This is a genomic window from Streptomyces sp. NPDC059455 (genome assembly GCF_042750115.1).
GTDB classification, from domain to species: domain Bacteria; phylum Actinomycetota; class Actinomycetes; order Streptomycetales; family Streptomycetaceae; genus Streptomyces; species Streptomyces endocoffeicus.
On sequence record NZ_JBHYVB010000084.1, the window covers coordinates 1 to 9,681 of the forward strand.

Below are 9,681 nucleotides of genomic sequence, written 5' to 3' on the forward strand. Positions count from 1 at the left end.
GGGGGCCCCCCCCCACCCCCCCGCGGGGGCTCGCCCTCGCACCCGTGGGGGCACTCCCCCCGCCCCGGGGCTCGGGGGGGGCGCCCGGGTGGGGGCTGGGGCGGAGCCCCAGATTCGGGAAGGGGCGGGGAGGGGAAAGCCTCGATATACGGCTCCGCCCCGTCGTCCGGTGGACACCTGGTGGGGCGCGCTGTCGCCGGGGCTCGACCGGGCCCTGGGCTTGTGGGGTGTGGGGTTCGTCATACTTCCCAGGGCCTCGTCCGCATGCCACGGGCTGTGGCTCACCCGTACGGGCAGGCGCGGTGCGGCTGTTCGGGCCGAGGGTGGCGGAGGGGGTGCGGTCGTGGTGGGGCCGGGGGCTGGGTGTGGCGGGGGTTCCCGTACCCTTGGCGGAAGCAGAAGGGGAGTAGCTCCTCGCCGGACCGTCGACATACTGCCCGCCCCTCGAGGTGCGGGCCGGCGCCCGGAGCGTACGGATCACCGCGTGACGCGGAGGCCGTGCGCCAGCGAGACCTTCGGCCGCAGTGTCCGACGCTGCCGTGCCGAAGCGATCCCTCCCCGGGGCCCTTGGCGCGGCCCGATCTACGAGGTATCCATTCCGTGTTCAGCATCACCGTCGCCGCCGTGGTCTTCGGCGTCGTCTTCCTCGCCGAGCTGCCCGACAAGACCGCCCTGGCCGGGCTGATGCTCGGCACCCGCTACCGCGCGTCGTACGTCTTCGTCGGCGTCGCCGCCGCCTTCGCCCTCCATGTGGGGCTCGCGATCGCGGCGGGCAGTGTGCTCACCCTGCTGCCGCACCGCCTGCTCCAGGCGATCGTGGGGGTGCTCTTCCTCGGGGGAGCGGCGATGCTGCTCTTCAAGAAGGACGACGGCGAGGAGGAGGTCCGCAAGCCCGCCGACCAGAGCTTCTGGAAGGTCTCCGGGGCGGGCTTCATGCTGATCCTGATCGCCGAGTTCGGCGATCTGACCCAGATCATGACCGCGAACCTCGCCGCCCGCTATGACGATCCCCTGTCGGTGGGGGTCGGCGCGCTGCTGGCCCTGTGGGCCGTCGCGGGTCTGGGCATCGTGGGTGGCCGCACCCTGATGCGGTACGTACCGCTGCGGCTGATCACCAGGATCGCGGCCCTGGTGATGCTGGCGCTGGCCGGCTTCAGCCTGTACGAGGCCATCGCGGCCTGACGCCTGACCGGCGGGGCGTCCGGGCGGGCGGGCGGCCGTCCGGCCGGGCACCCGGGACGGGACCGCCGCGCGGCGTGAGCCCCGGTGCTCGGTCCGAGGGCGCCGGGCAGCGTGGGCCCCGGTGCTCGGTCCGAGGGCGCCGCGCGGCGTGGGCCCCCGCGCTCAGTCCGAGAAGTGCAGCCGCATCGTGCCGTCCGGCAGGGCCTCGATCCGCACCTGCTCCAGGTCCCGCACCTGCGCGTCCGGGGCGTGGGCCCCGGCGCGCGGGCCGATGCCGACGACGCGCATTCCGGCCGCCCGGCCCGCGGTGATGCCGGCCTCCGAGTCCTCGAAGACGACGCAGTCGGCGGGGGCGAAGCCGAGCTCGGCCGCGCCCTTCAGGAAGCCCTCCGGGTCGGGCTTGCTCGCGCCGACGCGTTCCGCGGTGACCCGTACCTCCGGCATCGGCAGTCCGGCGGCGCCCATGCGGGCGCGGGCGAGGGCCTCGTCGGCGGAGGTCACCAGGGCGTGCGGGAGTGCGGCCAGCGCGGCCATGAAGGCGGGCGCGCCGGGTACCGGCACGACGCCGTCGAGGTCGGTGGTCTCGCGCTCCAGCATCCAGTCGTTGTCCGCCCGGTTCCGTTCCACCGGGCGGTCCGGGAGCAGTACGGCCATCGTGGCGTGTGCCTGCCGGCCGTGGGCGACCTTGAGGATCTGCTCGGGGTCGAGCCCCTGCTCGGCGGCCCAGATCCGCCAGTAGCGCTCGACCACGGCGTCCGAGTTCACCAGGGTGCCGTCCATGTCGAGGAGGAGTGCGCGGGTGGTGAGGGACATCGGAACTCCTGGTCGCGAGCGCGGAGTGCGGACCGCGGAAAGGCGCAACGGAAAGGCGCGATGGCAAGGGAAACAAGCGGTTCCGCCCGCCGGTCAGGGAAAACGGGCGGAACCACTTTGTTCCTTCACGATACAAAGCCGGGCCGTTATGCGCCAGGGGGTGGGCCCCCTTAGAGCTTGTCCGGCGGATCGTGACGCCTGCGGCGGGCTGCTCCCCTCCCCGCCCCTCCCCACGCAGCGTCGATGTGCGGCTCCGCCGCGTGGGGGCTGGGCCCGAGACCCCGAGACCGGGGCTCTGCCCCGGGGCCCGGGGTCCAGGGGCGGAGCCTCTGGTAGCGGAAAGGGCCGCCGGACGCCCATGGGGCCCGTGACCGGCTCATGCCCCTACGGTTCGTTGGTTCTCGATTCGAGATCGCGGCGGGTGTTCTCCCCGTAGACGCCGTCCGGATCGCCCGTGATGTCGTGCTGGTCCTGGTAGCTGGAGACGATCCGCCGCAGCCCTCCGTCGTACTTCCCGTCCGCCACACCGATGTACTGCAGCAGCTGGATCAGCCGCTTCTGGAGCTCGACCACCTCGGGCCCGCTGTCGCCCTCGCGCAGCACCGGAGGGCCGGGGGGCTCGGGGGTTTCGGACGGGGCGGAGGTCGGACCGTCGGACGCGCTCGATCCGGGCTTCGTCGCCGAGCCGGTCGCGGAGGCCGACGCCGAGGGGTGGGCCGAGGCCGTGGGGCCGCCCTCGCTCGGGGTCGCGCTCGCCCGCGCCGAACCGGACGCGGAGGGGTGGGGCGTCGCACTCGACGAGGGGGAGTCGGACGACGTGCCGGGCCCTTCGGCCGGCAGCTCCTCCTCGACCGGGGGGCTGACGGTGCTGTCGGCGAGCGTATGGTCGCTCGCGCCGCCGCCGCTGCCGTCATCCTTGTGGTCACCGCCGACCAGACCGGTGCCGATCGCCAGCGAACCGGCCACCGCCACGGCCGCCGCGCCCGCGAGCACCGCCGTCACGACTTTGCGCTTGCTCTTGCGGTGACGGCCGGGGCCGGGGGCGTCGGCGTCTCCGTCGGTCTCGGCCCCCTCGTCCCCGCCGGGTCTCTCCTCGACGCGGTCGATCACCCGCGTCTCCTCACTGTCCCCACCGTCCCCCTTCCTGGCGTTTCCGGCGTTCCCGGCGTTCCCGCCCTTCGCCGCCCCCTTCGCCGCCGCCGCCTCCGTCGCCTTCTCCGCCTCCTCGAAGAGGCGCAGATCGCGCGGATCGGGGCCGGCCGGGCGCTCCCCCGGGAGCGTCACCTGGGGGTTCGGCCGGGTCTGGTCATCGGTCGCACCTGCCGTCGCGGTGGACGCGGCGGCGCGTTCGGCACATGTACAGCCGGGGCGGCCGTTGGCGCGCGCCGGTGCGAAGCAGTGCGGGCAGGACTCTGCCGTCACGGAACTTTCCCTCCCTGGAGTTCGCAGCGATTATGCGCATCCGATCGCCTTCCGCGCAGGTGTTCGCCCGCCGTGCGGACCGGTCCGGCGGGCCGTAACAGGGCATAAAGGTGAGGATGGGATGAGGATGAGGAGGGGACGGAGGGGAGCGAGGAGGAGTCGCCATGGCGCGGGACGCCGGCAGCCCGGCTCCGGCCCCAGGAGGCCCAGGAACCCCCGGCGGGGGGGGGGGGCGGCGGGGGGGCGCGGGGGCGGGGGGGGCCGCGCCCCGGGCCCGCCCCCCGCCCCCCCCCCCCCGGCCCCCCCCCCCCCCCCCCACGGTCCTGGTGGCCATCGGCGCGCTGCTGCTCGGCATGCTGCTCGCCGCGCTCGATCAGACGATCGTCTCCACCGCGCTGCCCACGATCGTCAGTGACCTCGGCGGTCTGGAGCATCTGTCCTGGGTCGTCACCGCGTATCTCCTCGCCTCGACCGCGGCCACCCCGCTGTGGGGCAAGCTCGGCGACCAGTACGGCCGCAAGAGGCTCTTCCAGACCGCGATCGTCATCTTCCTGATCGGCTCCGCGCTGTGCGGACTCGCCGGGAACATGGCCGAACTCATCGCCTTCCGCGCGCTGCAGGGGCTGGGCGGCGGCGGCCTCATGGTGCTGTCGATGGCCGTCGTCGGCGATATCGTCCCGCCCCGTGACCGCGGCCGCTACCAGGGCCTCTTCGGCGCCGTCTTCAGCGCCGCAAGTGTGCTGGGGCCGCTGCTGGGCGGGGTGTTCGTGGACCGTCTCAGCTGGCGCTGGGTGTTCTACGTCAATCTGCCCCTCGGCATCGTCGCCCTCCTCGTCGTCGCCTCCGTCCTGCACATCCCGGTGCGCCGCACCTCGCACACCATCGACTACCTCGGCACCTTCCTGATCGCCGTGGTGGCCGCCGCCCTGGTGCTGATGACCTCCCTCGGTGGGGTCACCTACGGCTGGGGCTCCTGGCAGATCGTCGGGCTCGCGGTGGCCGGCATGGTGCTGCTGGCCGCCTTCGTACGGGTGGAGACTCGCGCGGCCGAGCCGGTGCTGCCGCTCACCCTCTTCCGCAGCCGCACCTTCACGCTCTGCGCGGTCATCGGCTTCATCGTCGGCTTCGCGATGTTCGGCAGCATGACCTATCTGCCGACCTTCCTGCAGATCGTGCAGGGCGTCTCACCGACCACGTCCGGCCTCCATCTGCTGCCGCTGGTCCTCGGCACGCTGGTCTCCTCCACCGTCTCCGGCCATCTGGTCAGCCGCACCGGCCGCTACAAGGTCTTCCCGGTCCTGGGCACCGCGGTCACCGCGGTCGGGCTGCTGCTGATGCACCAGCTGCGGGAGTCCAGCGGGGTGGCCGAGATGAGCGCGTACTTCTTCGTCTTCGGCTGCGGTCTCGGCCTGGTCATCCAGGTGCTGGTGCTGATCGTGCAGAACTCCGTCCGCTACCAGGACCTGGGCGTCGCCACCTCCGGCGCGACCTTCTTCCGCTCGATCGGCGCCTCGTTCGGCGTCTCCGTCTTCGGCACGATCTTCGCCAACAACCTCGGCCCCCACATCGCCGACGCCCTCGCCGGACGGCGCCTGCCGCCCGGAGTCACCCCCGGCGCCCTCACCTCCGACCCCCGCACCCTCGGCCGGCTGCCGCCCGCGGACCAGGCCGCCGTCCGGCACGCGTTCTCCGTCTCCATCACCGACGTCTTCCTCTACGCGGTGCCGGTCGTGCTGCTCGCCTTCCTCCTCGCCTGGTACCTCCGCGAGGAGCCGCTGCGCGCCAGCGTCACCGCGCCCGACGGCAGCGAGATACTCGCCAGCAACCCCGTGGAACGCACCTCGCGCGACGAATGCGCCCGCGCGCTGTCCCTGCTGGGCAGCAGGGAGGGCCGACGGCAGGTCTACGTGGACATCACCCGGCGCGCCGGTCTCGACCTCAGACCGGCCGCGAGCTGGATGCTGCTGCGCATCCAGCGCTACGGCTCGGTCGAACCCGCCCTGCTCGCCGAGCGCACGCCCGTACCGCTGCGGGCCATCACCGAGGCGGCCCGGCAGATCGAGGAGCGGGGCCTGGGCCGCCGCTACGGGCTGGAGCTGATCCTCACGGACGACGGCCGCGAGATCGCGACCAGGCTCTACCGGGCCCGCGAGGCGTCCCTCGCGGAACTCCTGGGCGACTGGTGGTCACCCGACCGCCCGACCGACCTGACCGAGCTGGTGGACGAGCTGACGGGCGAGCTGTGCGGCTCGGACGCGGAACAGCCGAGGGAGGGCACGCCCCGCCCGGACCACCGCAGACCACCGCCGCCGTGTGGGTAGGGCCCTTCGGGCCCGGCGGCCGCGCCACCGCGACGTGCCGGTCAGCCGCTGTGGCCGACCGCCAAGCTGCGGACGCGCCCCGTCGACGTGGCCCAGGCGGTCTCGGGCGGGTTGTCCGGGTCGACTATCGGGCGGACCAGGGGACGATGCCCGGCATCCCGGCCCCCTCGCGTGCCCCGGCGCACTCCGCCTCAGCCCAGCTCCTTGGCCATCCAGACCTCGGCGTACGGCCCGTCCGTGAAGGACGGAACCTCCTGGTAGCCGTGGCGCGCGTACAGCCCACGCGCCTCGACCAGATCGAGGCGGGTGTCGAGCACGATCCGCCCGGCGCCCAGTTCGCCCGCCGCCGCCTCGACGGCCGCGAGCAGTGCGGCGCCCCCGCCCAGGCCCCGCTTGCCGGGCCGTACGTACACCCGCTTCAACTCCGCCGTGCGCGCGTCCATCAGCCGTACCCCCGCACATCCGGCGAGTTCGCCCTCGTGGTGCGCCAGCAGGAACACGCCCCGCGGCGGGGCCAGATCGTCGCTGGGCATCTCGGCGAGCGCCTGCTCGATCTCCTCCGGGGTCGAGTCCCGTTCCTCGTGGAGCTGGTAGTAGCGGTCGGCGACATCGACGAGGTACTCGCGCAGCAGCAGGACCGAGACGGGGTCACCGACGGGCCGCGCGGCGACCGTCCACGCGGAGGACGCGGAGGACGCGGAGGACGCGGAGGGTGTGGAGGGTGTGGAGGGTGTGGAGGACACGGCAGACACGGGGCACGCGGGGGTGGCCGAACCGGCGTGGGCGCGTGGCGTACTCGTCATGGTCCGCATCCTGGCACCCACCACACCTCTGACGCACCGCAGTTTGAGGGCCGAAGACCGGGCTACCCGAAGAGAGGAGCCCCCCGAACGCGGAGGGGGAAGCCAGCGGGAAGGCAGAAGCAGACCATGTCAACTGGTGCGATCAGCATCGTGGCTGTCGTCGCGGTCGTCCTCGCGGCCGCGCTCATCATCCGCGTCGTCCGCGCGGGCGCCGGCCGTAAGGAACGCGCTCTGCGACGCCGCTTCGGGCCCGAGTACGAACTGAACGTCGCCCAGCACGCGGGCGACACCAAGGCGGCGGAGCGGGAACTCGAGGAACGGCTGCGGCTGTACGGCGATCTGAGGACCGAGCCCCTGCCCGGTGAGCTGCGCGAGCGGTACGTGGCCGAGTGGGCCGGTATGCAGGAGATGTTCATCGAGTCTCCGGAACACGCGGTGACCGGCGCCGATCAGCTCCTGGCCCGGCTCGCCCACGACCGGGGCTACCCGTCGGGCCGTTACGAGGAGCAGGTGGCGGCGCTGTCCGTGCACCACGCCGAGCACATCCAGGGCTACCGGCAGATCCACGACACGGCCGCCCGCGCCCGCGAGGGGCGCGCGGACACCGAGGAACTGCGCGAGGCCGTGGTGCACGCCCGGCCGTTCTTCGAGGATCTGGTCAGGCCGCCGCACCACGGCGCCCCGACCGGCTCCGAGACCGCGCGGCAGTACCACCACGGCGAGCGGCGGAGCGGGGGCGGCCCCCGGAAGTGGCTGCCAGGGTCCGGGACGGGGACGGGACCGGGCCATACGCGGTTCGGCCACACCAGGAAGGGCGGCGCGTGGTGACGGACCCGACCGACCCGGCGGAGAACGACGGGCAGCGGCGCCATGGGCTGGAGAAGCATGAAGCGGCTCCGCTGCCCCAGCGGCCGGGCAACATGGAGGCGGCGGAACCGATGACGTCCTGGCACGCCACGGTGCCGAAGCACGAGCCGACGAACGGGAGCCGGCCGACGCCGACGAACGGAGGCGGGCCCACGCCGACGAACGGGAGCCGGCCCACGCCGACGCACGGGTCCTCCGCCCAGCCGTCGGGCGAGCCGTCGCACACCCCGAACGGCCCCAGCTTCCCCGTGCTGCCCACGAGCGAGCACGAAAAGCTGACCCGGCGACTGCGGTACGCGGTCAGCGGCTTCGTGGACTCCCCGCACGGCGCCGTGGAGGAGGCCGACGCACTGCTCGCGGAGGTGGCCACCCGCCTCACCGACCTCCTGGCCGAGCGCCGTGCCACCCTCCGTGCCGCCTGGCACGAGGATGACGCGGTCATCTCGGAGACGGAGGAGCTGCGTCTGGCGATGCGGGGCTATCGCAATGTGCTGGAGCGCCTCATCAGCATCTGAGTGCCCTGCGGGGTGTCCGGCGGTGTCCGGCGGTGTCCGGCGGTGTCCGGCGGACCACGCGGCGGAGCCGCGTATCGACGCCTCCCCCTCCCCGCCCCCCGGGCGGGAGGCGGGGAGGGGGAGCCCCCGCGCGGGGAGCTCAGCGATCAGGCACCCGTCCACCCCGTGCGGCGCGGCCAGTCCTCGAAGGTCATCAAGTCGGGGTGCAGGCGGCGCAGGAGGGTGATGTCCCGGTCGCGGGTGTAGAGGTCCCGGTCGGCGAGTCACTGGAACCTCGCCACGTAGCCGTGGCCGAAGTCGTGGAGTGCGGCGCGCAGTTCGTCGTGCGGCATCGGGGTGTACGTGCTGGGGACGCGCGCCTGTACGGGGCGAAGAAGCGGTCCAACGCGGCCTGCCGCAGCCGTCAGGGTCCGTCGCGGATCTCCTCTGAGCCACCGAGCCCACCCCTTGGCCGGGGCCCTCGTAAATCGGTCGTGGTGGGGCCGGGCCACGGCCTACCGTGGCGCGGTTGTGGTCACGCGGGGTTCATGAAGGGCCGGGGGCAATGAGGGCGTACAGCGGGTGGGTCGACGAGGGATTCGGCGGCGTCGCCGATGTGTTCGCGCGGAACTTCGAGGAGTTTCCCGAACTCGGGGCGGCCACCACCGTCTTCGTCGGCGGGCGCAAGGTCGTGGAGCTGTGGGGCGGGGTCGCGGACGAGGGGAGTGGGCGGGGGTGGGAGCGGGACACCGTCGTGCCGGTGTTCTCCTGCGCCAAGGGCCTGGTGAGCGTCTGCGCCCACCTCCTCGCGCAGGAGGGGCGGCTGGACCTCGACGCCCCGGTCAGCCGGTACTGGCCGGAGTTCGGCCGGTACGGCAAGGAGGCCATCACCTGCCGGATGGTCCTCGGGCACCGGGCGGGGGTCCCCGCGCTCGACGGAGTGCTGACGTTCGAGGAGATCGCCGACTGGGCGCCGGTGATCCGCGCCGTCGAGGAGCAGCAGCCGCTGTGGGAGCCGGACACGGCGTACGAGTACCACGGCCATGTCTTCGGCTTCCTCATCGGTGAGGTCATCCGGCGGATCACCGGGCACACCCCGGGCGCGTACTTCCGCCGGGCCGTGGGGGACCCGCTGGGGCTGCGGGCCTGGATCGGGCTGCCCGGGGCGGAGATGGACGGACGGGCCCGGCTGGTCGAGGCCGAGGGGCGGCCCGGGATGCCGGGGCCCGAACATCTGCTGACCCGCATCGTCACCATGAACGGCGCGCTGGTCTTCCCCGGCCTCGACGAGCCGCACGGCTGGAACGACCCGGCGCTGCTCGGCATGGAACTGCTCGGCATGGAACTGCCAGGCGCGGGCGCCACCGCGTCGGCGAGCGGGCTCGCCGGGCTGTACGCGGCGGCCGTGACCGGCATCGAGGGCCGGCGGCGGCTGCTGGCCCCCGAGACCGTGACGGACGCGGTCCGCGAGGTCTCGTCCGGCAAGGGCTGGCTGGGCTTCGACATGGGAGCGCGCTGGGGTTCGGGCTTTCTGCTCGACTCGCCGGCCTTTCGGCCGATGCTGGGGGAGCGGAGCTTCGGCAACGACGGGGCGGGCGGGCAGTTCGCCTTCGGTGACGACGAGTTCGGCGTGGGCTTCGCGTATGTGGCCAACCGCATGATCGGCCACGGCGATGCGCGCGCCTCTCGTCTTGTCGCCGCCCTGCGGGAGTGTCTGGGCAGCTGATCGCCCCCACCCCCCCCCCCCCCCAACACGGGGGCCCCCCCCGCGGCCCCGCC

The 9,681-nt window shown here is 73.5% G+C and carries 8 protein-coding genes; 5 read left to right on the forward strand and 3 right to left on the reverse strand.

Translation table 11 applies throughout. From position 1 onward, the window contains the following. The first annotated feature begins 600 nt into the window (after nucleotides 1-600). Nucleotides 601-1,182: a TMEM165/GDT1 family protein gene (locus ACFXB5_RS27165; RefSeq protein WP_385212355.1), complete on the forward strand. Its 582-nt coding sequence runs from the start codon at nucleotides 601-603 to the stop codon at nucleotides 1,180-1,182. Between the two features lie 162 nt (nucleotides 1,183-1,344). Here the strand turns inward: ACFXB5_RS27165 and ACFXB5_RS27170 are convergent, their stop codons facing one another. Further along, nucleotides 1,345-1,995, reverse strand: a complete 651-nt coding sequence (locus ACFXB5_RS27170; RefSeq protein WP_385212357.1) for an HAD-IA family hydrolase — start codon at nucleotides 1,993-1,995, stop codon at nucleotides 1,345-1,347. Between the two features lie 384 nt (nucleotides 1,996-2,379). Beyond that, entirely contained in the window at nucleotides 2,380-3,417 is a 1,038-nt protein-coding gene (locus ACFXB5_RS27175; RefSeq protein ID WP_385212359.1) for a peptidoglycan-binding protein, read from the reverse strand. A gap of 164 nt (nucleotides 3,418-3,581) precedes the next feature. On the opposite strand from ACFXB5_RS27175, the gene ACFXB5_RS27180 reads away from it, so the two are divergent. Next, nucleotides 3,582-5,738 (forward strand): DHA2 family efflux MFS transporter permease subunit, encoded by a 2,157-nt coding sequence (locus ACFXB5_RS27180; protein WP_385212361.1) that lies wholly within the window; start codon nucleotides 3,582-3,584, stop codon nucleotides 5,736-5,738. A gap of 191 nt (nucleotides 5,739-5,929) precedes the next feature. Here ACFXB5_RS27180 and ACFXB5_RS27185 read toward each other — a convergent pair whose 3' ends face one another. Beyond that, a complete protein-coding gene (locus tag ACFXB5_RS27185) occupies nucleotides 5,930-6,541 on the reverse strand; it encodes a GNAT family N-acetyltransferase (protein ID WP_385212363.1) in 612 nt (203 codons plus the stop codon). A gap of 126 nt (nucleotides 6,542-6,667) precedes the next feature. Here ACFXB5_RS27185 and ACFXB5_RS27190 point away from each other — a divergent pair, with 126 nt between their 5' ends. From ACFXB5_RS27190 to ACFXB5_RS27200, 3 genes are all read left to right on the forward strand, one after another. Then, entirely contained in the window at nucleotides 6,668-7,369 is a 702-nt protein-coding gene (locus ACFXB5_RS27190) for a hypothetical protein (protein ID WP_385212365.1), read from the forward strand. After that, entirely contained in the window at nucleotides 7,363-7,923 is a 561-nt protein-coding gene (locus ACFXB5_RS27195) for a hypothetical protein (RefSeq protein ID WP_385212367.1), read from the forward strand. Before ACFXB5_RS27190 ends, ACFXB5_RS27195 begins: the two co-directional genes overlap by 7 nt. Nucleotides 7,924-8,467: 544 nt before the next feature. After that, nucleotides 8,468-9,628 carry a serine hydrolase domain-containing protein gene (locus tag ACFXB5_RS27200; protein ID WP_385212369.1) on the forward strand — a complete coding sequence of 387 codons (1,161 nt, stop codon included), beginning with the start codon at nucleotides 8,468-8,470 and terminating at the stop codon, nucleotides 9,626-9,628. The last annotated feature ends 53 nt before the right edge of the window (nucleotides 9,629-9,681 follow it).

What these genes read in the sequence shown, in the direction of transcription:
- ACFXB5_RS27200 (WP_385212369.1), top strand. Translation starts at nt 8,468, where the DNA reads ATGAGGGCGTACAGCGGGTGGGTCGACGAGGGATTCGGCGGCGTCGCC.
- ACFXB5_RS27190 (WP_385212365.1), top strand. Translation starts at nt 6,668, where the DNA reads ATGTCAACTGGTGCGATCAGCATCGTGGCTGTCGTCGCGGTCGTCCTC.
- ACFXB5_RS27180 (WP_385212361.1), top strand. Translation starts at nt 3,582, where the DNA reads ATGGCGCGGGACGCCGGCAGCCCGGCTCCGGCCCCAGGAGGCCCAGGA.
- ACFXB5_RS27170 (WP_385212357.1), bottom strand. Translation starts at nt 1,995, where the DNA reads ATGTCCCTCACCACCCGCGCACTCCTCCTCGACATGGACGGCACCCTG.
- ACFXB5_RS27185 (WP_385212363.1), bottom strand. Translation starts at nt 6,541, where the DNA reads ATGACGAGTACGCCACGCGCCCACGCCGGTTCGGCCACCCCCGCGTGC.